The organism is Ruegeria sp. N11 (assembly GCF_056531525.1).
In genome coordinates this window covers 93,441-115,188 of sequence record NZ_JBQFLX010000002.1, presented here as the reverse complement: position 1 = coordinate 115,188, position 21,748 = coordinate 93,441, and the positions used below count along the sequence as shown (strand labels likewise).

Below are 21,748 nucleotides of genomic sequence, written 5' to 3'. Positions count from 1 at the left end.
CAATCTTTGCCATTGCCTTTGCCGACTGGATGTTTGCCAAAAAAGGCCCCGTGCAATGAAATTCACTCTGTCCTGGCTGAAAGACCACCTCGACACTGACGCTTCGGTTGATGAGATCGCCGAGGCGCTGACCGATCTCGGGCTTGAGGTCGAAGAGATCGTGAACCCGGCGGACCGGCTGAAGGACTTTAGGCTCGGCTATGTGAAACATGCCGAGAAACACCCCGACGCGGACAAGCTGCGCGTCTGCAAGGTCGAAACCGATGAGGGTGAGTTGCAGATCATCTGCGGTGCCCCGAATGCGCGTGAGGGTATCACGGTCGTTGTTTGCAAACCCGGCATGTATATCCCCGGTCTGGACCTGACGATCAGCGTGGGCAAGATCCGAGGCGTCGAAAGCTTCGGCATGATGGCGTCTGAACGCGAGCTTGAGTTGTCGGATGAACATGATGGCATCATTGAACTGCCTTCAGGCGAAGTCGGCGACAAGTTTGTCGATTGGCTGGCCGAGAATGACCCCTCGAAAGTCGATCCGATGATCGAGATTGCGATCACTCCGAACCGTCCGGACGCGCTGGGCGTCGAAGGGATCGCCCGCGATCTGGCCGCGCGTGGCATCGGCACCCTGAAACAACGTGACTACGTGCCGGTCCCGGGTGACTACGAAAGCCCGATCAAGGTGACGATTGACGAGGACACGCTGGATGGCTGTCCGCATTTCACCGGCCGTCTGATCCGGGGCGTGAAGAACGGCCCCAGCCCGCAATGGTTGCAGGATCAGCTGAAGGCAATCGGTCTGCGCCCGATTTCGGCCTTGGTGGACATCACCAACTACATGACTTTTGACCACAACCGCCCTCTGCACGTTTTCGACGCGGACAAGGTGCAGGGCAACCTGCGCGTTCACCGCGCCAAAGGCGGCGAAAAGCTGGTGGCACTAGACGAGAAGGAATACACTATCCAGCCCGGCATGATGGTGATTTCGGATGACAAGGGCCCGGAATCGATTGCGGGCATCATGGGCGGGCAGGAAACCGGCTGCACCGAAGAGACCGTTAACGTTTTCCTCGAAAGCGCCTTTTGGGATCACGTTCAGATTGCTTTGACGGGCCGGGCGCTCAGGATTAATTCCGATGCCCGTTACCGTTTTGAACGTGGCGTCGATCCGGAATACACCCGTGAAGGGCTGGAGCATGCGACGCAGATGATCCTTGATATCTGTGGCGGTGAAGTTTCGAACGTGGTCGAGGCAGGCAAGGCGCCGAACCACGCGCGCGCCTACAAGCTGGACGCGGCGCGGGTTCGGTCCCTGGTCGGCATGGACATCCCTGAAAGCGAGCAGCGCCAGACCCTGACCCGGCTGGGCTTTCGTCTGGAAGGCGAGATGGCCCATGTTCCCAGCTGGCGCCCCGATGTCATGGGTGAGGCCGATCTGGTGGAAGAAGTCGCGCGGATTGCATCCCTGACCAAGCTGCAGGGAAAGCCATTGCCGCGGGTCACAGACGGCATTCCGAAGCCGGTGATGACCCCGGCGCAGCGGCGGCAGTCGATGGCGCGACGCACCTGTGCGGCGCTCGGGTACAACGAATGCGTCAGCTACACGTTCATCGATCAGGCCTCGGCCGCGCTGTTTGGCGGGGGCGATGACACGACGAAGCTGGAAAATCCGATCTCGTCCGAGATGAGCCATATGCGCCCGGACCTTTTGCCGGGGCTGCTGCAGGCTGCGGCCCGTAATCAGGCGCGTGGGTACGCGGACGTGGCTTTGTTTGAGGTCGGTCCGGTTTTTCATGATGGCGAACCCGGCGATCAGAAGACCCAGATCACCGGCCTGCTGGTCGGTCGAAATGGCCCCAAGGATGTGCATGGCGCGTCGCGCCCGGTCGACGCGTTCGACGCCAAGGCGGATGCCGAAGCCGTTCTGGCCGCGATCGGCGCACCTGCCAAGGTTCAGGTTCTGCGTGACGGTGACACCTGGTGGCATCCGGGTCGTCACGGTAGGATTTGTCTGGGCCCGAAGAAGGTACTTGGTGTATTTGGCGAACTGCACCCGCGCGTCCTGCAGGCGATGGATATCAAGGGCCCGGCAATGGCCTTCACGATCTGGCCGGACGAGGTGCCTTTGCCCCGAAAATCCGGCGCCACCCGCGCGGCGCTGGAACTGCGTGACCTGCAGGCGGTCGAGCGCGATTTTGCCTTTGTTGTCGATGCCGGGGTCGAGGCCCTGACACTGGTCAATGCTGCGGCAGGTGCCGACAAGGCGCTGATTGAGGACGTGCGTGTGTTCGACGAGTTTATCGGTGGAAGTGTGGGTGAAGGCAAAAAGTCCCTGGCCATTACCGTGCGACTTCAGCCGACGGACAAGACACTGAAGGAAAAAGACATCGAAGCCGTCAGCGCCAAGATCGTTGAAAAGGTCGCCAAGGCCACGGGCGGTACGCTGCGGGGCTGATGGAGTCCGCCTCCGGCGGGAGTATTTTCAAAAAGATGAAGGGGCGGTTGCGCCCCTTTGTTGTCTGGAGAGGAGAAAGCCATGCTGAACGTTTATCTGTCCGGGGAAATCCATACGGACTGGCGTGAACAGATCATCGAAGGTGCCAAGGGGCTGAGCATCGGGTTCAACAGCCCGGTGACGGATCATGCGGCCAGTGACGATTGCGGCGTTGCCATTCTGGGCGCCGAGCCGGACAAATACTGGCATGACCACAAAGGCGCGATGGTCAACGCCATCAGAACGCGCAAGGGGATCGCCGATGCGGATGTGGTCGTGGTTCGGTTTGGCGACAAATACAAGCAATGGAACGCCGCCTTTGATGCCGGTTATGCGGCGGCTTTGGGTAAGTCTCTGATCGTGATGCACGGGCCAGATCATCAGCACGCGCTGAAAGAGGTGGACGCTGCCGCGCTGGCCGTGACCGAGACACCGGAACAGGTTGTCGGTGTCCTGCGGTATGTGTTGACCGGCGCGCTGCCGAAGTGATCTGCGGACCGAACGCAGGTCATTTTCCTCGGATTTACCGTCTGAATGCAGGCGTCCTTGCAAACGGCCCCGGTCCGCGCTGATTGCTGCCGACTGGCGTCTTCCGCGTGGCCGATCGGATCCCAACCACTGGCATCACTGGGGAAAAACATGCCGCCTTTCCCATGAAAATGATTGCGCGTTTGTGAGAATGGCGCAGTCATCCTATACGAAATCCCAACACTTGGGGTTTGCCCCTGCTGGACAAACTGGTGAATCGTGCGAAGGAACGCGCGAAAAAGGCAAAAAGAACGGACCGAAGAAGCGCGGGCAGGCCAGAGCGAACCGGATAAACGTACGGAGGCTCGCGGCGTGCTGAAAAAGTGTCTGCTGCTGCATCAATTGTTTGGGATCTGCGCAGATGTATAGGTATCTGTTTTAATAATAGCGAAAACTGCGGCTTAGGGAGTGATCGGGAATGGAAATGGACCAGATTGTAGAAATGACAAACGGCTATCTGCCGGTTGTGCTGAATGCAGGCAAGGCGCTGATTGTTCTGATTTTGGGTTGGATCGCAGCGGGTGCAATCAGCGGTATGGTCCGTCGCCGGATCAACAGAACACCTCAGATCGATCCAACATTGGGCAACTTTGCCGCCAGCATCATCAAATGGGTCATTCTCGCGATGGTTGTAGTTGCCGTACTTGGGATCTTTGGGATCCAGGCGACCAGTATCGTGGCCATTCTGGGTGCCGCATCGCTGGCCATCGGCCTGGCCCTGCAGGGAACGCTGAGCGATCTGGCCGCTGGTGTCATGCTGGTCGTGTTCCGCCCCTACAAGCTGGGCCAGTATGTCGATATCGGCGGGACGGCGGGAACCGTAAAAGACCTCAATCTGTTCACGACGGAACTGGTGACGCCGGACAACGTGCAGATCATCGTTCCGAATGGCCAGTCATGGGGATCAATTATCACCAACTACTCGGCACATGATACGCGCCGCGTCGATCTGGTGTTTGGCATTGACTATGGCGACAGCGCAGATGAGGCGATGAATATTATTCTGGATGTGGCCAAGGCGGATGAACGTATTCACAGTGATCCGGAGCCTTGGGTGCGTGTGACCAATCTGGGTGACAGCTCGGTCGATCTGACGGCGCGCCTGTGGTGTGCGGCGGCGGATTACTGGGACGTCAGGTTCGAACTCACCAAGACGATCAAGGAAGCCTTTGACTCCAAGGGTGTATCGATCCCCTATCCGCATTCAGTGGAGATCCAGAAACAGGGCTGATGGCTCCCGCCCGTCGGGCGGGCATTGGAAATGCCCTTCTCCTGTTGGGTCCGGCGCCGCGCCCGGAGGCGCGGCGCTATGCCTAACGCTGTAAAGCACCCGCATCAGCGGGCGCTTTCAACGGCGGGAGGGCTTAGGATTTAACAATTACGTTGGGAGAGACGACATCAATTCCCAGCGCCTTGCCGACCGCGAAATAGGTCAGCTGCCCGGCGTGAACGTTCAGACCGTTCAGCAGGTGCGGGTCATCCTGACAGGCCTGTTTCCAACCCTTGTCCGCCAGCGCCAGCATGAACGGCATGGTCGCGTTGCCCAATGCGATGGTCGAGGTGCGCGCAACCGCGCCCGGCATGTTGGCCACGCAATAGTGCATGATGCCATCGACCTCGTAGATCGGTTCCGCATGGGTGGTGGCTTTCGAGGTTTCAAAGCAGCCGCCCTGGTCGATGGCCACGTCCACCAGCACCGCACCCGGCTTCATTGTGGACAGTTGTGCGCGCGAGACCAGCTTGGGAGCTTCTGCGCCGGGGATCAGAACGGCGCCGATCACCATGTCTGCGGTCTGGATCAGTTCAGCCGTTGCGCCAGCGGTCGAGTACTGGTTCTTGAACGTGCCGCCATAGACGTCGTCCAGATACCGCAGACGTGGCAGTGAACGGTCCAGAACGGTGACGTCCGCGCCCATGCCGGCTGCGATCTTGGCGGCGTGGGTACCAACAACACCACCGCCGATCACGACGACCTTTGCCGGGCCAACACCGGGAACGCCGCCCATCAGAACCCCGCGGCCACCATTGGCCTTTTGCAGCGTCCACGAGCCGACCTGAGGGGCCAGACGGCCAGCAACTTCGGACATCGGGGCCAGCAACGGCAGGCCGCCATTGGCGTCGGTCACGGTTTCGTAGGCAATGGCGGTGCAGCCGGAGTCCAGCAGGTCGCGGGTCTGATCCGGATCGGGGGCCAGGTGAAGGTAGGTGAACAGCAGCTGGCCTTCGCGCAGCATCTTGCGCTCGACCGCCTGCGGTTCCTTGACTTTCACGATCATGTCCGCCGTCGCGAACACCTCGGCCGCGGTGTCGACGATGCTGGCACCGGCAGCGGTATAGGCGTCATTGTCAAAGCCGGATCCCAGGCCGGCTCCGGTTTCGATGATGACCTCATGGCCGCGCGCGACAGCTTCCTGTGCGGCGTTGGGCGTCATGCCGACACGGAATTCCTGAGGTTTGATTTCCTTTGGGCAACCGATTTTCATTTTGGGCTCTCCATCCATAAACTGCCTAAATTATGGGCACTCACCGCCGCAATTTCTGTGAAACTTTGCCCGGAAACTAGGTTTGTTTCGGTGGATTCTTCGATATACTGTCAGAATCTTGCAAAGGATTTGCGTGAATGAGCATAGATTCGACTGATCGAAAGATTCTGGCCGCCCTGCAGCGCAATGGCAGAATGTCCAATGCCGAGCTTTCAGAGCAGGTGAATCTGTCGCCCTCTGCCTGCCACAGACGTGTACAGCGGCTGGAGGTCGAAGGCTATATCCGCAACTACGTGGCACTGCTGGATGCGCGCAAGATGAACGTTCCGACAACCGTGTTTGTCGAGATCACGTTGCAGGGTCAGGCCGAAGAGGTTCTGGATGCGTTCGAGAAGGCAGTATCCCGGATACCGGATGTTCTGGAATGCCATCTTATGGCGGGTACAGCGGATTACATCCTGAAGGTCGTCGCGGAAAACACCGAGGACTTTGCCCGTATCCACCGGCAATACCTGTCACGTTTGCCCGGCGTGGCGCAGATGCAGAGTTCCTTTGCGCTGCGGACCGTTTTCAAGACCACCGCATTGCCCGTGTGATCTTCAGGCTGGGCCGGGATAGGTGAACAGGGCCAGATGCAGGGCGTTGAAGGCGAAATGCATCACAACAGGAACCCAAATTCGTCCCGTCGCGAAATAACCCAGACCGCAGCCCAGCCCAAGCAGTGATGCAAACAGGACCAGAGGGACGCCACCGCCCGCATGGGCCACGCCAAACAGAAGGCTTGCGACCGCAATTCCTGCGGCAGACCCGAACTGGGTCGCAAGGACCGTTTGCAGGTAGCCACGAAAGAAGGCCTCTTCCGCGAGGCAGGTCAGGAACAGGTTGGAAAGGGCAAAGGTCAGCCACCATTCGGGCAGGCCGACTTCCGGATGCACGGCCCCAGTCAGTAATCCTGTCGCAAAGAGCAGCGGCAAAGTCACGAGACCAAGTGCAAGAGGCATCCAGCGTACCGGAGATTTTCGGCTCAACATCGCAGGGCAAGCAAGCACAACCGCGAAGAACACCAGTGGCTTGTCCAGATTCAGGTGCATTGAAAAAAGCGCGCTGTCTGGACCCGCGCGAACCTGATCCAGGACCAGAAGATTACGAAATCCGGGCAGCAGATGTGCGCCAAGTGCGATGCACCAGACAATCAACGCCAGATGCCCGACCAGAACCCACCGGCCCTGAAGTCGATGCAGACACCAGGCCCCGATCAAGCCCGACACGGCAAGTCCGGTTGCCAGCGGCGCCAGAAGCCCGGTCAGCAGCGCGGCGACCGCGAAAACCGAAAGCAACGCAAGACCCAGCCGCAGATGCCCGGCCAAGGTGCTTACCTGAGCGGTTATCAGGACCTCCCATGGCCAGATCATGGGCAACAGAGAAACAAAATGGTCCACAAAAGCCTCATGCATTCGATGCCGGCATTGTTGCCGCCTGATTGCGGGAAATGGCAATATCGCTCTGGCCTATTGGTTTCAACCTGTTGGCATTGCGTCAATTCTAACGCTTGTATCCCCGGCACCATGGGTCCACATTCAGGACAAAGACCGCACAACGGCCCTGTTTTCGTGGTCTGCACCTGTCAGGTCAGCGCCACTTGCCCGGGGATTTGGCGATGTCACCGCATTTTCGGTGACATCCGGCAGTTACACTTGCCCGGTACGGTCCAGACCCGACGAATGATAAGGAGCAGACCTTGACATACGAAAACAACAGTACCCCCAAAGATTGGCTTGAGGCGGAACTGGAAGACACGCTGGACGAAGATTTCGAAATCGAGTTCAGCGAACCAATGCTTTCGATGGAGGTCCGCAAGATCTACAAGGACCAGCATCCCGACATGCTGGACCGCAAGGTTTATTTTCAGAACCTGCTGCGCCTGCAGGCCGAGCTGATCAAGGTGCAGGATTGGGTGGTTCACACCGGCGCCAAGGTCTGCATTCTGTTCGAAGGCCGTGACAGCGCCGGCAAAGGGGGGGTGATCAAACGCATCACTCAACGCCTGAACCCGCGCGTCGCCCGAGTTGTGGCCTTGCCCGCGCCCAGCCGCCGGGAGCAGAGCCAATGGTATTTTCAGCGATACGTTCCGCATCTGCCTGCGGCGGGCGAAATCGTGTTCTTCGACCGCTCGTGGTACAACCGGGCCGGTGTCGAACGCGTCATGGGCTTTGCCAATGAAAACCAGGTCGAGCAGTTCTTTCAGGACGTTCCCGAATTTGAACGGATGCTGGTGCGGTCGGGGATCATTCTTCTGAAGTACTGGTTCTCGATCACCGATGAAGAACAGCAACTGCGATTCCTCATGAGGATTCACGACCCGATGAAACAGTGGAAACTGTCACCCATGGATCTGGAATCCCGCATCCGCTGGGAGGCGTACACCAAGGCCAAGGAGGACATGTTCTTTCGCACCAATATCCCCGAGGCACCTTGGTACATTGTGGAAGGCAATGACAAAAAGCGCGAGCGGCTGAACTGTATCGAGCATCTGCTGACCAAGATCCCCTACGAAGACGTGCCGCAGGACAAGGTCAATCTGCCCGACCGCCGATATAATCCCGAATACGAACGGCGCATCCTGCCGGATGAGCTTTACGTTCCAAAGATCTATTGATGACGTTGTGCGAGGCTGGTTGTCCAGCCTCGCACCGGAACGTCGGATCAGGCGGCGTCCATCATGCAGTCTACGTTGAAGATATTGAACATCATGAAGTCACAGCCGTCTTCGGCGACCATGCCGGTATCAGCAGGGTCTTCCATCTGTTCGCTGTCTTCACCCGTCACAAGATCAAAGTCATCCATGTCACCGGTTTCGTCGCCTGCGGTTTCGGTGCCATCCCAATCAAACTGATCGAACTGGGCCTGCAGGTTTTCCAGGAATGAAGCGATCTCGTCCAGAAAGGCCTGTACGTCAAAACAATCGGACTCTGGTTCGCCTGAATCGGTCACTTCGATATCGGGCGTTTCGGTTTCCGGATTTTCCGTCTCGCTATCATCCGCGTCAGTTGTTTCGGTCTCCGGTTCTTCGGTCTCGGTATCATCCGCGTCAGTTGTTTCGGTCTCCGGTTCCTCAGTCTCGGTTTCGTCCGTGTCCGTTGTTTCAGTCCCCGGCTCTTCCGTTTCGGTCTCCGGTTCTTCCGTTTCCGTCACCTCCGTATCGGTCGTTTCGCCATCCGGCTCCTCTGGCTCAGTTACATCTGTTCCCGTCATCTCGGTATCCGTTTCCTCCGGGTCGGGTGCCGAGGGTTCTCCGGTGTCCGGCAGAACAGCGGCATCGGTTGCGGCAAAGTTCTGGGTGACCATGACCGCGTCAAATCCCTGCATGTCCCCGGTTTCAATGCCAATACCGATATACTCGAATTCAGGGTTCAGGATATTGGCGCGGTGGCCCGGGCTGTTCATCAGACCCTGATGTAGCTGGGCAACATCGTCACTGATGCCTGGGGCACCCCGTTCGGATTGCCAGGCGATGTTTTCGCCGGTGCGCCAGCTGCCTTCCAGGTCGAACCCGGCATTTTCCATCCGCTGAGTCGCGCTCGATCCGCCCGATCCGGTGTGGCTGAAGGTATCCGTGTTGAGCATCCAGCTGCTGTGGTTTTCCGACGAGTCGTTCAGCTGGGTTTCAAGTTTCAGCTGGTTCAGCCCGCGGGATGTGCGCTCCTGATTGATCAGCGCCAGCATTTCGCGTTCGAACGTGTTTGCAGTCGACATTGTTGCCTCCGTTTATGGTTGAGTCCTTTCGGACGACGCCACTTAGAGGTGCAAGGCGCGACAGCGATAGAGACTGTCGAAAGATCGGCGGTTTACGGCGACGCAGCGCTTTCCGGGCAGGATTCGCTGCGCTGCAAAATGCCGGGCAAAATGCTGCTTATGGGAAAATGGCAGCTTGTCGCGCGGTCTGTCCCACGGGTCGGCGGAATGTAACCGGCAAACGGGCGATGCCCCCTGAAAACGACAAACCCCCGGGCGGGGCCTCGGGGGTCGTCAAATAGTGTCATCCAAAGCTGGACGAGCAAGGTGCTTAGAGCAAACCTTCGCGCTGTGCTTTCTTACGTGCCAGTTTACGGGCACGGCGGATCGCTTCAGCTTTCTCGCGCGCTTTTTTCTCGGACGGTTTCTCGAAATGTTGCTTCAGCTTCATTTCACGGAACACGCCTTCGCGCTGCAGCTTTTTCTTCAGGGCCCGAAGCGCCTGATCGACGTTATTGTCGCGAACACTAACCTGCATGTGGTTGTCACCACCTTTCTAGATAGAGTTGCAAGGAAATTGCAGGAGTTGGCCGTATAGCAAAGTCGTTATATCTTGTCTAGTACTGGCTCTGAGAACCGGAGAACCGCTATGACCACCACTTATGAAGATGCAAAGCAACAGCTTTTGGACGCGATGCTGACCCACGTTCCGTTTGACGGCTGGTCCGAGGTGGGCTTTCGCGCGGCTATTGCGGACTGTGACATGGATGAAGGTCTGGCGCGCGCGATCTGTCCGCGTGGCGCGGTCGATCTGGCGCTGGCTTTCCACGCACGCGGCGATGCAGTCATGGTCGAACGTCTGAAATCCGAAGATCTGGGCGATCTGAAATTCCGCGATCGGGTTGCTGCCGCAGTGCGCTTTCGGTTGCAGGCCGTCGAGGATAAGGAGTTGGTCCGCAAGGGTATGACCCTTTTTGCGCTGCCCCTTCATGCGGCAGACGGGGCCAAGGCCCTGTGGCAGACCTGCGACCTGATCTGGGATACGCTTGGCGACACTTCCGATGATGTGAACTGGTACACTAAGCGCGCCACCCTGTCGGGAGTGTATTCTTCGACCCTGCTGTTCTGGCTGGGTGATGAGGCCCCCGCGCATCAGAAGACATGGGAGTTTCTGGACAGGCGCATCGACAATGTCATGCAGTTCGAGAAGCTCAAGGCACAGGTGAACGACAATCCATTATTCAAGCCGTTCCTTGCGGTTCCGAACTGGCTGGCCGGGCAGGTGAAGCCGCCGATGAAAATGCGGACCGATCTGCCCGGGATGCTGAATCCGCGCAAGTAAGCGTCTGGGCCTTCCAGAAATTGCCTGCTAGGCATTGGGCAAAGGAGATTTGCCCATGACCCAGACGATGCGCGCCGTTGAAATATCCGAGCCTGGCGGCCCGGATGTTCTGCGATTGACCGAACGCCCGATTCCGAAACCGGCCAATGGTCAGGTAATCCTGAAGGTCGCCTATGCCGGGGTGAACCGCCCCGACGCGCTGCAGCGCGCAGGTGCATATGATCCCCCTCCGGGCGCCAGTGATCTGCCGGGCCTGGAAGCTTCCGGCGAAGTGGTTTCCATCGGATCAGGGGTTGAAGGGCTGTCACTCGGCGATCAGGTCTGCGCGCTTCTGCCAGGCGGTGGTTACGCCGAATATGTCGCGACGCCCGCCGCCCATTGTCTGCCTGTGCCAAATGGTATGGGCATGAAAGAAGCCGCATGCCTGCCCGAAACCTTCTTCACCGTCTGGTCCAACGTCTTCACGCGCGGCGGGCTGAAAGCCGGTGAGCGGTTTTTGGTCCATGGCGGATCCAGCGGAATTGGCACAACGGCGATCCAGTTGGCCAATGCCTTTGGCGCACGGGTCTTTGCAACAGCCGGATCTGCCGAGAAATGCGAAGCCTGTGTCCGGCTAGGAGCAGAAAAGGCGATCAACTACCGGGACGAAGATTTCGTGGCGGCGATGCGGGTCGAAGGCGGGGCGAATCTGATCCTCGATATGGTGGGGGGCGATTACATCCCGCTCAACGTCAAGGCGTTGGCCGAGGATGGACGTCTGGTGCAGATCGCGTTCCTGCAGGGTCCGAAGGTCGAGTTGAACTTTGCCATGATGATGGTGAAACGCCTGACCCTGACCGGAAGCACCCTGCGCCCGCAAAGCGATCTGGCCAAGGCAAAGATCGCGCAGGACTTGCGCGAGGCGGTCTGGCCGCTTCTGGATGCCGGAAAGATCTCACCTGTGATGGACAGCGAGTTTGCCTTGGCCGAAGCGGCGGCAGCGCATGCGCGCATGGAAAGCTCGGGCCATATTGGCAAGATCGTTCTGAACGTCGCAGGCTAAGGGAACAGCGCGCGGGGGTGCCCCGCGCGCGACCGCGTCAGGCGATGGCCCGACGATACAGATGCCAGGTCGAATGGCCCAGAACCGGCATCACCACGATCAGGCCCAGCAGCATCGGGATGGCCCCCAGAATAAGCAGGGCCGCGACGATGAAGCCCCAGGTCAACACCACACCCGGGTTTTGGCGCGTCACGCGGAAGGACGTTACCACAGCCACCGGCAGCCCGACCTGCTTGTCCAGGAGAAGCGGAAAGCTGACAACACTGATCGCCAGGGCGACAAGCGCAAACAGGAAACCGACGGCGGTTCCGACAACGATCATGGTCCAGCCTGCGCCGGTTGTGAACACCTGCGCTGCAAACACACTCAGAGAGGCGGGCGGTTCCGGTCCCAGCGTCTGTGCATAGATGGCTTGTGCGGCCATCAGCCAGATCAGCACCAACATGACCAGGTAGAAGCCAAGCGCCAATATGGCACCGAAGGACGGCGACCGGAAGACACCGAACGCGTCCAGCCATTGAACCACTTCGCCCTGTTCGCGCTTGCGGCTGATTTCGTACAGACCCACGGCTGCGACCGGGCCGATCAGGGCAAAGCCCGCAATCAGGGGCGCCAGCAGTGGCACCATGTTCATGTTCAGCCCGAACCCGACCATCAGAAGCCCGGCAATCGGGTAAATCAGCACCACGAAGATCGCGTCGGCGCGCGTTTCCAGAAAGTCCTGATATCCGGCTTTCAGGCAGGAACGCAGGTCCTGAAGTGTCAGCGTCTGAACCACCGGCAGGTGCTTGGTATCGGCGCTTCCGATCCGCGATACGCTTTCCGATATATGATCGCCGGACGCACTGATGTTTCTGGCGGCCCAGCTGATTGGATTACCGATTGTTTTTGCCATACTCATCCCCTCCCCTAACGAGGTTGCGTCTCGGATCATGTCCGGCGCAGGGGGTCGTGGCCGGATCAGCCGACAACGTGTGAAATCACTATAGCACAGTATCTTCTTTTGCGCCGCCATAATTCTGAGACAGGTCAATTGCCCTGTGCCTCAGTCATGTTAGCTTGGTTGCAGGCGCAAGGAGGTGAGCATGCAGCAAACAGCACGTACCGTGGTCATTCATGAAACCGGCGGCCCCGAAGTTCTGCGAATCGAAGACAGGCCCGTGGGCGATCCCGGTCCGGGAGAGATTCGCATTCGGCATCACGCCTGTGGGTTGAATTTTATCGATGTCTATCAGCGGACCGGCCTTTATCCGCTGGAACTTCCACACGCCCTTGGCATGGAGGCCGCCGGGGTGGTTGAAGCCGTCGGCGAGGGCGTGACCCACCTTCAACCCGGTCAGCGAGCCGCCTATGCAGCGGCTCCCCCGGGCGCCTATTGCGAGGCACGCGTAATGCCGGCGGCGCAGGTCTGCCCGCTGCCCGACAGCATTCCGTTCGATGCCGCCGCTGCCATGATGCTGAAAGGGATGACGGTCGAATATCTGTTTCACCGGACGACGCCCCTGAAACGCGGCGACACGGTGTTGTTTCATGCCGCTGCCGGCGGGGTGGGACTGATCGCGTGCCAGTGGGCCAAGTCCGAGGGCATCACCCTGATCGGCACGGCGGGCACGGATGAAAAATGCCAGTTGGCCAGGTTCAACGGGGCCGCCGAATGCATCAATTACCGGACCGAAAATTTTGCCGAACGCGTGGCCGAGATCACCCACGGCAAGGGGGTGGACACGGTCATGGATTCAATCGGCGCGGATACGTTCGAAGGTTCTCTGGATTGCCTGAAACCATTGGGCATGATGATTTCGTTCGGCAATGCGTCCGGACCGGTGCCACCGGTGGATATCGGCATACTCGGCCGTAAAGGCTCTCTGAAGATCACCCGCCCGACCTTGTTCACCCACATCGCGGATCATTCGGTATGCCAGGCCATGGCCCGGCGTCTGTTCGGCAAGGTCGAAGGCCGGGAAGTCAGGCTGCACATCGATCAGCGCTTTGCCCTGTCACAGGTCGCCGATGCGCATCGGGCGCTGGAGGCGCGCCAGACGACCGGCAGCACGGTTCTTGAACCCTGAACGCAAATGGCGGCGGAAATCTCCGCCGCCGTTTGTTCTGAAAGGATCAGAAAATTACTGCTGCTGCAATTCAGCAGGGGTTTTATGAGCGATGGTTTCCCAGTTCGCGTCCGCTTTTTCGTTGAAGCCCGGGATGTCACCTTCCCAGCGTTCCTGGATGTCCGCCGACAGGTTCAGGTACAGCTTGTTGTCAACGATTTTCCAGTAGTTCGGATCACCGTCGAACTTGAAGCCCATGGCCGTGCCGAAGGCGCAGTAGCCGCCATATGCCGGCAGATAAGCCTCTGGGTTCTCTTCGAATGCGGCTTTGTTTTCTTCCGAGGAGAAGCGGTACAGGGCTTCGTTGTGCAGCGCGGTGATGCGGTAGTCGCCTTTGGTCGCTTCACCTGCGGTGAAATAGGCCACCGGGTCGTAGCCCTGCAAGGCCAGGCCGGTCGAACTTGCGTTCAGTTCAACACCCGCCGCCATGGCCGAGCTTGCAATTGCAACAGACAGCGCGACGCCGCCGATAAGGGATTTGATCTTGTTCATTGCTTCACCTTTCGTGAACCGGGTCACCAGATGGCGTTGGAATTGCACCTTGGTTTCCCTCGTGATTTTGTCCTGTGCGGTCGGTAATTGGCCGTCACAACACCCCAGTTGGGAAGCGGGCTGTTCACGTTCAAAGCAATCAATTGTGATTGTGCGGTTATGAATAGGTGATGTGCGGGAACGAAGGTTTCAGCCGACCGGTTGCGGATCGGGCACCAGCGCCATCGTGAACGCGATCACCTTGGCTGCAGACATCTCGCAGGGTCGGAGCAGCGCACCGCTGTTCTTGGTCTGATACAGGTTCAGGCTGATGAAATCTGTGCCGTCCAGCTGATGCGCCACCAGCTTGTGCGACTTGCCTTTCGCCACGGTCTGGCGGCACACGACATAACGCCCGTTGCGGCTCGTCCCGGTGAAAGTGCCCATGGGCAGGGCAAAGAACGCGTTCAGAAATTCGTCTGGCGGGGTCACGATTTGCCGATTTTCGGCTCGGTCCCGGCCTTGATACGCGCGACGTTGGCACTGTGCCGCCAGTAGACCAACAGGGTCAGAATTATCCCCAGAATGAACGTCGCGCCATCCGTCAGAACAACGATCCAAACCGTCAGCAGGGCCGCCGCTGCAAGCGCGCCAACCGAGGAGATCCTCCAGATCGCCGCCGCCACAAGCCAGCTCAGACAGCAGGCAACTCCGACCCGCCAGTCCAGCGCCAGCCACAGGCCCAGAAAGGTCGCGACACCCTTGCCGCCCTTGAAGCCCAGCCAGACCGGAAAGCAATGTCCCAGAAAAGCGGTCAGGGCGGCAATCTGGGCTGCGTCTTCTCCGGCCAGTGAACGTGCCAGCAGAACAGCCACCGCCCCCTTGGCCGCATCGAAAATCAGGGTCAGCGCGGCGGCGGCCTTGTTGCCGGTGCGCAGAACATTGGTGGCGCCGATATTGCCGGACCCGATACTGCGCAAGTTGCCCAGTCCCATGACCTTGGCGATGATCATGCCGAAGGGAACGGACCCCATAAGGTAACCGATCACAGCCCACAGGATCAGTTGGGTCATGGTACTGTCGATCAGGGGCATCAGGTTCTCCGGTAAACTTCTTTGCCAGCGACAAAAGTCGCTGTGACCTTACCCTGCATCCGCTGGCCGTCAAACGGTGTGTTCTGCGACTTGGATTTCAGGGCGAACCGGTCCAGCACAAAGGGGACATCGGGATCGAACAGCACCAGATCGGCCGGTGCGCCTTCGGACAGGCGACCGCACTCCAGGCCCAACCGTTTCGCCGGGTTCAGGGCCATGGCGCGAAACAGCGTCGGCAGGTCCAGCTGCTCGGCATGATAAAGGCGCAGCGCGGCGGGCAGCAGTGTTTCCAGCGCCACCGCGCCCGAGGCGGCTTCTTCAAACGGCAGACGCTTGCTTTCTTCGTCCTGTGGCGTGTGCATCGAGCTGATCGTGTCGATCAACCCGGTGCGCAGCGCCTCGATCACCGCCAGCCGGTCGTCTTCGGACCGCAACGGGGGTTTGACCTTGAAGAAGGTGCGATAGTCGGCCACGTCCAACTCGTTCAGCGTCAGATGATGGATCGAGGTCCCGGCGGTGATGTCCAGCCCATTGCGCTTGGCGCGTTCCAGTGCGGGCAGGGCGCGGGCGGTGGTGATCTGGTCGGCGTGGTATTTTGCACCGGTCATTTCCAGCAGGGCGATGTCGCGGTCCAGCCCCATCCGCTCGGCCATCGGCGATACGGCGGGCAGGCCGCGCAGGGCAGCGAACTTGCCACTGGTCGCGGCGGCCCCGGCGCTCAGGCCCGGTTCCTGCGGATGCGCGATGACCAGCGCGCCGCAGGATTTCGCGTAGGTCAACGCGCGAGAGAACACTTTGGTATTGGCGATAACGTGATCGCAATCGGTGAACGCAACGGCTCCTGCGTCTTGCAGGAAACCGATCTCGGTCATTTCGCGGCCCTCGCGGCCCTTGGTCAGGGCGGCCATCGGCAGCACGTTAACCGGTGTATCGGCCTGAGCCCGGCGGGTGACGAATTCCAACGTTTCCGGCGTGTCGATGGCGGGGCTGGTGTCGGGCCGGGTGACCATGGTGGTCACACCTCCGGCAGCAGCGGCGAGACCTGCGGATTTATAGCTTTCCTTGTGCCGTTCACCCGGTTCGCAGACCTTGACGCCAATATCGACGATACCCGGTGCCAGACAGTGGCCGCCGCAGTCGATGATTTGGGAGTCGCAAACCGGTGCCTGCCCCTCTCCGCGCGCCACAATCCGGCCCTCGGCGACCTGCAGCCACCCGGTTGCATCCGTTCCGGCCTCAGGGTCGATCAGGCGAGCGTTTGAGAAGAGAACGGTGCTCATGAAATAGCCCTTTCGATTGCGGCTTTGGTGGCGGCAGGGTCTGCCTGGTATTTGATCAGATGTTTGTCACCGCTTTTGGTGACGATCTGGACGAAGCTGCCTAGGATGTTGACCGCATCGATCTGGTTCAGCGGCACATTGCGGGGGCCGGGGCCGGTCAGGGTGGTATCCGTCATCTGCCATGTGGCAACCAGTTCTTCGGAGGCCAGATACCAGGCGCGGATGCCGATGGCGGCAAGCCCGGCGGGTGCGCCGGTCCAGACGTAGGGGTTGCCGATCAGCCAGAGAACCAGCATCGCACACGCCATGGCCCCGGCAGCGAGCCAGGCGTTGGTGCGGATATAGGCGCCTTTGTCCGGTGCGAAACTTACAGGATCAGCCACAGGACACCTCCGATTACCAGCAAGATCATCAGAGCCAGAATGGCCGACCCCATACGGCGTGGCTTGTCATCTACAGGGGCGACCTGAGGCGCCGAGAACGGTTTCGCGCTTTCGGTTTCGATCGGGCCGCCGGTCCAGTTGGTGGCCTCTTCGGTATAAAGACCGGTCAGGTGCAGCCTCGGGTCCGGCGTCAGTGTTACCGGGCGGTCGCCAAAGGCGGCACTGCGCACGACCATCACCCAGCCTTCGATGGCGTCCAACGCGGCGCGGTCCAGTTGGTCGGCAGAGACGCCGCAGCCCTCGTTCAGATAGCCGTAAAGCCCGAGGTCTTCGAGGTCCGAGACCGGAAAGACGTCGATCTGGTCCGGGTCCAGTCCGTCAACCCCCAGAACCTGATCGGCAGCGCCCGGTTCGCGCAGGAACTTCGCCTCTTCGGAACGCATGTCCAGCGTGAACAGGCGGATCACGCCGCGTTCGTGGGGGGCGACAGTCAGATCGCTCATGCGGCCTCGCGCAGGTTGCGGGCCAGCAGTTCCATCGCGGCCATCCGCACTGCGACGCCCATCTCGACCTGTTCCTGAATGACGGACCGGTTGATGTCATCGGCCAGTGTGCCGTCGATCTCGACGCCACGGTTCATCGGGCCGGGGTGCATGACGATCGCGTCGGGTTTTGCCAGCGCCAGCTTGGCGGCGTCCAGACCATAGCGATGGTAGTATTCCCTTTCCGAAGGGATAAACCCGCCATCCATCCGCTCTTTCTGAAGGCGCAGCATCATGACCACGTCGACATCTTTCAGGCCCTCGTTCATGTCGTCGTAGATTTCGGCTCCGAACTCGGCGAATTGCGCAGGCACCAGCGTCGGCGGGCCGATCAGGCGGATGCGGTTCTCCATCTTGCCCAGCAGGATCAGGTTCGAGCGTGCCACACGGGAATGGGCCACGTCTCCGCAAATGGCGATGTTCAGACGGTGTAGCCGGCCCTTGGCGCGCCGAATGGTCAGCGCGTCCAGCAGCGCCTGGGTCGGGTGCTCGTGCCGCCCGTCGCCCGCGTTCAGCACGGCGCAGTTCACCTTCTGCGCCAGCAGATCGACCGCGCCGGAATGCGGGTGCCGCACCACTAGCAGATCGGGATGCATCGCGTTCAGTGTCATAGCCGTATCAATCAGCGTCTCGCCCTTTTTGATCGAACTGGCCTGCATCGCCATGTTCATCACATCCGCGCCCAGCCGCTTGCCCGCAATCTCGAAACTTGCCTGCGTGCGGGTCGAGTTCTCGAAGAACATGTTGATCTGGGTCAGCCCCGCCAGCACATCCGAGTGTTTCGACGACTGGCGATTCATGTCGACGTATTTCTCGGCCAGATCCAGAATGGCGGTGATATCGGATTGCGACAGATGCTCGATGCCAAGAAGGTGACGATGGGCGAAACGCATGGGCGGGCTCCTGTCTGACAATCGGGCCGCTTATAAGAAGCCAGGCAGCGCAAGGCAACCTAAGGATCAGAGCTCTCGGGCAGTTTCTCGCACCCGCCTTTCGGCAGGCACTGCTCGCCGGGTTTGCACCATTTGCCATAACCGCAATCGATGGCCCGGACCGGCACACAGCCCTGATTTCTGGAGCATTTGAAGCCGGGACGACACTGCGATCCGGTTTTTTCGCACAAAAACCAGCCCGGGCGGGAGCAACCGCCAGCCGGCAGACAGGACGATCCCGCAGAACAGACATTTCCATCGTCGCAGGCGCTTGGCAGCCCGGGGTTGAAATCGGGCGTGATCCGTTCGCATTCTCCGCGCCCGTTGCAGAAACTGTTGCTTGGACAATCCAGGCGTGACGTGCATTTGTTTGCCCCTGCAGGCGCACAGCGGGTGCCGCCTGCCACGCAGCGTTCAAATGGCCCGCAAGACCGGCCCCCGCCGCAATAGGTTCCGCCTGCGCGGATGCAGTGGCCGTCAAAGCTGCACCGCTGGCCTCCGCTGCAGCACGTGCTGCCGCATTGGAACTGCCCTGCGCGGCACTGTCCGTGCTTGTCGTGAAAGGTGGCCATGGCCGGGCCGCAGCCAAAGACGTTGAACAGCAGCAGGAGCAGGATATATCTCAGAGCAATCAGCATGAACATGACCATCGTCGGTGCGACCGGGTGCCATGGCAAGGTCTATTCGCTTTCCCTCGGGCCAAAGCTGGTTAGATTATGAGGCATGGAATCGGCAATGGACCATCATACCGCGCGCGCCCTGCTGGAATGGCAGGTTGAACTGGGCGTCACCGACGCTATCGGTGACGCGCCGGTTGACCGCTATGCCTTGCCGGATACCGCGCCGAAGGCCCGGAAACAGGTTGTTGAACATTCGTCGCAAGAAAAGCCGCGACAGGCGGACCCAATTGCGGTTGCCGAAAAAGCCGCGCGCGGGGCAGGGTCGCTGCCGGAATTACGCGCAACGATGGATGCGTTCGATCTGTGCGACCTGAAGCGGGGAGCGCGGCAGCTGGTGTTCGCGGATGGCACCCCCGGCGCGCGGGTGATGATCATTGGCGAGGCGCCAGGCCGCGATGAGGATCGCGAAGGCAAGCCGTTTGTGGGTCGCGCCGGGCAATTGCTGGACCGGATGCTGGCTGCCATTGATCTGAACCGGGCCGAGAATGTCTACATCACGAACGTCCTGCCATGGCGCCCGCCGCAGAACCGTGATCCGAAGCCCGAGGAAATCGGCATGATGAAGCCGTTTCTGCAGCGTCATATCGCATTGGCAAACCCTGAGGTTCTTGTGGTGATGGGCAATATCAGCTGTCAGGCCGTGCTGGGCAAACGCGGCATCACGCGGCTGCGCGGGAAATGGGAACAGGCGCTGGATCTGCCGGTCATACCAATGTTTCACCCTGCCTATCTGCTGCGGCAGCCGCAGATGAAGCGGCAGGCCTGGGTCGATCTGCTGGAACTCAGGGCGTGTCTGGAGGCGAAGCGATGAAAATACTGGCGTTCTCGGACCTGCATATGGCGCGCAACCGCGCCGCCGATCTGGTTGCGGCCAGTGCAGAGGCCGATCTGGTGATTGGGGCCGGGGATTACTGCAACATGCGTCAGGGTCTGGACGAAGCGATGGCCATGCTGTCCGGTATCGCTGCACCGATGGTTCTGGTGCCGGGCAATGCCGAAAGCGCGGAAGAGCTGGCAGATGCCGTCCCTGACGGGGTGCATGTGCTGCACGGGTCCGGTATGACCGTCGACGGGCTGCGGCTGTTCGGTCTGGGTTACGGCGTGCCGGTTACGCCTTTTGGCGACTGGTCCTGTGACATGACCGAAGGCGATGCGACCGAAATGCTGGCACGATGCGTCGGGACCGACATCCTGATCGCGCATTCACCGCCGAAAGGGTACGGCGATAAGACATCTCAGGGGCTTTCTGTCGGGTCAACGGCCATCCGGAATGCAATAGAACGGATTCAGCCCGCGTTGGTGCTTGGTGGCCATATCCATGACAGCTGGGGGTATCGCGGTTCGATCGGCCGGTCGCAGGTCGCCAATCTCGGTCCGCAAGTCAACTGGTTCGAGTTCCGCGCATGATCGAGACCGTGACGCTGCTGGCCTTTGTGCCTGCGGCCATCGCACTGAACCTCACGCCGGGTGCGGATATGATGTTCTGTTTCGGGCAGGGGCTGCGATCCGGCACAAAACCCGCGATTGCCGCCAGCGCCGGAATTTCAATGGGCTCGATGATCCATGTTTCGCTGGCCGGACTGGGATTGGGCGCGGTTGTTGCCGCTGTTCCGTGGGTGTTCGACGCGATCCGCTGGCTGGGTGTCGCCTATTTGCTGTATCTGGCATGGGGTGCAATACGGCACAGCGCGATTTCGGCCGAAGGTCTGGCAAAACCGACACGCTATGCCTTTCGCGACGGGTTTCTGGTCAACCTGACCAACCCGAAGGTCATTCTGTTTGTCCTCGCCTTTATTCCGCAATTCGTAAACCCCGCCTCGGGGTCCGTTCTGCTGCAATTCCTGATCTTCGGGGCGATCATTTCCATCGGCGGGTTCGTTATCAACGGGCTGGTGGGCGTGTTTGCCGGGGGCGCGGGTCAAATGCTGATCAACAGCCCGCGCGCGTCCAGAATTCTGGGCTGGGTCAGTGGCGGCATCTTCACCGCTCTGGCGATCCGGCTTGCCATCATGGAAAGGGCCTGACGCCAAATGTCACGCATTGATGAAACCATGGAGTTCATCCCAGTCCGTATCGCCGTTCTGACCGTGTCAGATACGCGCTCGGTCGAGGAAGACCGGTCAGGCCAGACCCTGGTCGACCGGATTGAACGGGCCGGCCACACTGTGGCTGACCGTAAAATCCTGCCGGATGAGCGCAGCCAGATCGCAGATCAGCTGCGCGCCTGGATCGCCGAGCCCGATATTGACGTCGTCCTGTCGACCGGAGGAACTGGCCTGACGGGGCGTGATGTCACGGTCGAGGCGCATCGCGACGTCTATGAAAAGGAAATCGAGGCGTTCGGAACCGTCTTCACCATCATCTCGATGGAAAAGATCGGCACTTCGGCTGTTCAGTCGCGCGCAACAGGCGGCGTGGCGGGCGGGACTTATCTGTTTGCCCTCCCCGGTAGTCCCGGCGCGTGCAAGGACGCTTGGGACGGGATTTTGGAAAAACAGTTCGATTACCGGCATCGCCCCTGCAATTTTGTGGAAATAATGCCCCGATTGGACGAACATCTGCGACGGAAGTAGACTGGTCACACGTTCAAGTCCTAATAACCGCCTTGTGGCTTGGCTTATTTTCCGGTCCAGCTACATT

General features: G+C 59.9%; 25 protein-coding genes. 13 read left to right on the top strand and 12 right to left on the bottom strand.

Going from position 1 to position 21,748, the window contains the following annotated elements:
- Nucleotides 1-55: 55 nt before the first annotated feature.
- The 3 genes from pheT to ACR0J8_RS02470 all read left to right on the top strand — a co-directional run bounded on the left by pheT (nt 56) and on the right by ACR0J8_RS02470 (nt 4,250).
- A complete protein-coding gene (gene pheT, locus ACR0J8_RS02480) occupies nt 56-2,452 on the top strand; it encodes a phenylalanine--tRNA ligase subunit beta (RefSeq protein ID WP_480522829.1) in 2,397 nt (798 codons plus the stop codon).
- Between the two features lie 81 nt (nt 2,453-2,533).
- Nucleotides 2,534-2,980, top strand: coding sequence for a YtoQ family protein (locus tag ACR0J8_RS02475; RefSeq protein WP_480522830.1), 447 nt, complete (start codon nt 2,534-2,536; stop codon nt 2,978-2,980).
- Nucleotides 2,981-3,443: 463 nt separating this feature from the next.
- Nucleotides 3,444-4,250, top strand: coding sequence for a mechanosensitive ion channel family protein (locus ACR0J8_RS02470; protein ID WP_480522831.1), 807 nt, complete (start codon nt 3,444-3,446; stop codon nt 4,248-4,250).
- Between the two features lie 133 nt (nt 4,251-4,383).
- On the opposite strand, the gene ald is transcribed toward ACR0J8_RS02470, so the two are convergent.
- On the bottom strand, nt 4,384-5,502 hold the full coding sequence (ald, locus tag ACR0J8_RS02465; protein WP_170614334.1) for an alanine dehydrogenase: 1,119 nt from the start codon (nt 5,500-5,502) through the stop codon (nt 4,384-4,386).
- Between the two features lie 137 nt (nt 5,503-5,639).
- Between ald and ACR0J8_RS02460 the strand changes: the two genes are divergently transcribed.
- Nucleotides 5,640-6,098: an Lrp/AsnC family transcriptional regulator gene (locus ACR0J8_RS02460; protein ID WP_170614335.1), complete on the top strand. Its 459-nt coding sequence runs from the start codon at nt 5,640-5,642 to the stop codon at nt 6,096-6,098.
- Between the two features lie 3 nt (nt 6,099-6,101).
- Here the strand turns inward: ACR0J8_RS02460 and ACR0J8_RS02455 are convergent, their stop codons facing one another.
- Nucleotides 6,102-6,941 carry a CPBP family intramembrane glutamic endopeptidase gene (locus ACR0J8_RS02455; RefSeq protein WP_480888829.1) on the bottom strand — a complete coding sequence of 280 codons (840 nt, stop codon included), beginning with the start codon at nt 6,939-6,941 and terminating at the stop codon, nt 6,102-6,104.
- Nucleotides 6,942-7,240: 299 nt separating this feature from the next.
- Here ACR0J8_RS02455 and ppk2 point away from each other — a divergent pair, with 299 nt between their 5' ends.
- Nucleotides 7,241-8,158, top strand: coding sequence for a polyphosphate kinase 2 (gene ppk2, locus ACR0J8_RS02450; RefSeq protein WP_170614336.1), 918 nt, complete (start codon nt 7,241-7,243; stop codon nt 8,156-8,158).
- A gap of 47 nt (nt 8,159-8,205) precedes the next feature.
- Here the strand turns inward: ppk2 and ACR0J8_RS02445 are convergent, their stop codons facing one another.
- Both ACR0J8_RS02445 and rpsU read right to left on the bottom strand, forming a co-directional pair.
- Nucleotides 8,206-9,255 carry a CAP domain-containing protein gene (locus ACR0J8_RS02445; protein ID WP_480522833.1) on the bottom strand — a complete coding sequence of 350 codons (1,050 nt, stop codon included), beginning with the start codon at nt 9,253-9,255 and terminating at the stop codon, nt 8,206-8,208.
- 310 nt (nt 9,256-9,565) lie between these two features.
- Nucleotides 9,566-9,772, bottom strand: coding sequence for a 30S ribosomal protein S21 (gene rpsU, locus ACR0J8_RS02440; RefSeq protein WP_005614280.1), 207 nt, complete (start codon nt 9,770-9,772; stop codon nt 9,566-9,568).
- A gap of 111 nt (nt 9,773-9,883) precedes the next feature.
- Here rpsU and ACR0J8_RS02435 point away from each other — a divergent pair, with 111 nt between their 5' ends.
- On the top strand, nt 9,884-10,576 hold the full coding sequence (locus tag ACR0J8_RS02435) for a COQ9 family protein (RefSeq protein WP_480522834.1): 693 nt from the start codon (nt 9,884-9,886) through the stop codon (nt 10,574-10,576).
- Between the two features lie 55 nt (nt 10,577-10,631).
- Complete coding sequence (locus tag ACR0J8_RS02430; RefSeq protein WP_480888828.1) at nt 10,632-11,618, top strand: NAD(P)H-quinone oxidoreductase; 987 nt, start codon at nt 10,632-10,634, stop codon at nt 11,616-11,618.
- Nucleotides 11,619-11,655: 37 nt separating this feature from the next.
- Here ACR0J8_RS02430 and ACR0J8_RS02425 read toward each other — a convergent pair whose 3' ends face one another.
- Nucleotides 11,656-12,513: a DUF2189 domain-containing protein gene (locus ACR0J8_RS02425; RefSeq protein WP_480522835.1), complete on the bottom strand. Its 858-nt coding sequence runs from the start codon at nt 12,511-12,513 to the stop codon at nt 11,656-11,658.
- 190 nt (nt 12,514-12,703) lie between these two features.
- Here ACR0J8_RS02425 and ACR0J8_RS02420 point away from each other — a divergent pair, with 190 nt between their 5' ends.
- Nucleotides 12,704-13,687 carry a quinone oxidoreductase family protein gene (locus ACR0J8_RS02420; protein WP_480522836.1) on the top strand — a complete coding sequence of 328 codons (984 nt, stop codon included), beginning with the start codon at nt 12,704-12,706 and terminating at the stop codon, nt 13,685-13,687.
- 54 nt (nt 13,688-13,741) lie between these two features.
- Here ACR0J8_RS02420 and ACR0J8_RS02415 read toward each other — a convergent pair whose 3' ends face one another.
- The 7 genes from ACR0J8_RS02415 to ACR0J8_RS02385 form a co-directional block, all read right to left on the bottom strand.
- A complete protein-coding gene (locus ACR0J8_RS02415; RefSeq protein WP_170679775.1) occupies nt 13,742-14,218 on the bottom strand; it encodes a YHS domain-containing (seleno)protein in 477 nt (158 codons plus the stop codon).
- A 189-nt stretch (nt 14,219-14,407) separates the two neighbouring features.
- Nucleotides 14,408-14,689, bottom strand: a complete 282-nt coding sequence (locus ACR0J8_RS02410; protein ID WP_321249379.1) for a hypothetical protein — start codon at nt 14,687-14,689, stop codon at nt 14,408-14,410.
- A complete protein-coding gene (plsY, locus tag ACR0J8_RS02405; protein WP_321249377.1) occupies nt 14,686-15,291 on the bottom strand; it encodes a glycerol-3-phosphate 1-O-acyltransferase PlsY in 606 nt (201 codons plus the stop codon). The genes ACR0J8_RS02410 and plsY overlap by 4 nt, the downstream gene beginning before the upstream one ends.
- Nucleotides 15,291-16,571: a dihydroorotase gene (gene pyrC / locus ACR0J8_RS02400; protein ID WP_480522837.1), complete on the bottom strand. Its 1,281-nt coding sequence runs from the start codon at nt 16,569-16,571 to the stop codon at nt 15,291-15,293. Before pyrC ends, plsY begins: the two co-directional genes overlap by 1 nt.
- Complete coding sequence (locus ACR0J8_RS02395) at nt 16,568-16,954, bottom strand: hypothetical protein (protein WP_480522838.1); 387 nt, start codon at nt 16,952-16,954, stop codon at nt 16,568-16,570. The genes pyrC and ACR0J8_RS02395 overlap by 4 nt, the downstream gene beginning before the upstream one ends.
- Entirely contained in the window at nt 16,939-17,457 is a 519-nt protein-coding gene (locus tag ACR0J8_RS02390; protein WP_480522839.1) for a hypothetical protein, read from the bottom strand. The genes ACR0J8_RS02395 and ACR0J8_RS02390 overlap by 16 nt, the downstream gene beginning before the upstream one ends.
- A complete protein-coding gene (locus ACR0J8_RS02385) occupies nt 17,454-18,389 on the bottom strand; it encodes an aspartate carbamoyltransferase catalytic subunit (protein WP_170679609.1) in 936 nt (311 codons plus the stop codon). The genes ACR0J8_RS02390 and ACR0J8_RS02385 overlap by 4 nt, the downstream gene beginning before the upstream one ends.
- Nucleotides 18,390-18,898: 509 nt before the next feature.
- On the opposite strand from ACR0J8_RS02385, the gene ACR0J8_RS02380 reads away from it, so the two are divergent.
- The 5 genes from ACR0J8_RS02380 to moaB are packed head-to-tail and all read left to right on the top strand — an operon-like array spanning nt 18,899 to nt 21,681.
- Nucleotides 18,899-19,141, top strand: a complete 243-nt coding sequence (locus tag ACR0J8_RS02380; protein WP_480522840.1) for a hypothetical protein — start codon at nt 18,899-18,901, stop codon at nt 19,139-19,141.
- A 10-nt stretch (nt 19,142-19,151) separates the two neighbouring features.
- Nucleotides 19,152-19,919: a uracil-DNA glycosylase gene (locus ACR0J8_RS02375; RefSeq protein WP_480522841.1), complete on the top strand. Its 768-nt coding sequence runs from the start codon at nt 19,152-19,154 to the stop codon at nt 19,917-19,919.
- Entirely contained in the window at nt 19,916-20,515 is a 600-nt protein-coding gene (locus tag ACR0J8_RS02370; RefSeq protein WP_480888827.1) for a metallophosphoesterase family protein, read from the top strand. Before ACR0J8_RS02375 ends, ACR0J8_RS02370 begins: the two co-directional genes overlap by 4 nt.
- Complete coding sequence (locus ACR0J8_RS02365; RefSeq protein WP_480888826.1) at nt 20,512-21,132, top strand: LysE family translocator; 621 nt, start codon at nt 20,512-20,514, stop codon at nt 21,130-21,132. The genes ACR0J8_RS02370 and ACR0J8_RS02365 overlap by 4 nt, the downstream gene beginning before the upstream one ends.
- 6 nt (nt 21,133-21,138) lie before the next feature.
- Nucleotides 21,139-21,681, top strand: a complete 543-nt coding sequence (moaB, locus tag ACR0J8_RS02360; protein ID WP_480888825.1) for a molybdenum cofactor biosynthesis protein B — start codon at nt 21,139-21,141, stop codon at nt 21,679-21,681.
- Nucleotides 21,682-21,748 lie beyond the last annotated feature (67 nt).